Origin of the sequence: Xanthomonas hortorum pv. cynarae (assembly GCF_002939985.1) — a bacterium.
GTDB classification, from domain to species: Bacteria; Pseudomonadota; Gammaproteobacteria; order Xanthomonadales; family Xanthomonadaceae; genus Xanthomonas; species Xanthomonas hortorum_D.
Genome location: NZ_MDFM01000083.1, coordinates 1 through 641, shown reverse-complemented (window position 1 = coordinate 641; position 641 = coordinate 1). Strand labels below are relative to the sequence as shown.

Annotated in this window: 1 protein-coding gene; it reads left to right on the top strand. The window is 56.5% G+C overall.

The features are described from left to right. Positions 1-534, top strand: a 534-nt coding sequence (trbJ, locus tag XcyCFBP4188_RS22325) for a P-type conjugative transfer protein TrbJ (RefSeq protein WP_218972695.1), incomplete at its 5' end; no start/stop codon positions are given. Between the last annotated feature and the right edge of the window lie 107 nt (positions 535-641).

The window sequence follows — 641 nt, the reverse complement described above, 5'->3', positions numbered from 1 at the left end:
ACCGAACGTCAGTTGCATGGATCACTCCTCAACAATAGGCGGGTAGTGTCGCGTATCTGTGGTGCGTTGTTCAGAGGTTCCCTAGGCAAGTTCCAGGACATGTCCTACTACAAATCGTCGCCGTGCTTCACCTCGGCCGGCTGCTCGGACACCGAACGCGCCGCGCTGGAAAAGACTCGCGCCTTGGCTTCGCAGTCGCAAAAGGCTGCAAATGATGCGCTGTTCAAGGGCATCAAAGATCAGCAGGAAAATCTCAAGTCAGACGCGCGACAGCTTGAACGTCTGCAATCGCAGGCGCAGGGCGCAAAAGGGCAGATGGAAGCCATCGGATATGCCAACCAGATTGCCAGCCAACAATCCAACCAGCTCCTGCAAATCCGTGGCCTGCTTCTCGCGCAGCAAAACGCCATCGGTGCGCAGTTGCAGGCCCAAACCGACCGTGAGGCGCAGCAGGAAGCCGCGCATGAGGCATCGACGGAACCCAGGATCGGGAAGACTCCCAACCCGAAAAACTGGCTGCAAGTGAAGCCGTAGGAGGGCCAGAACATGAAGAAATTGATACGCCCAGGGTTTCCTAGACATCTCAAGGCCATGGAAAATGGTCGATTCGGAGGTGTCTATGAGCAGCAAGCGATATACGG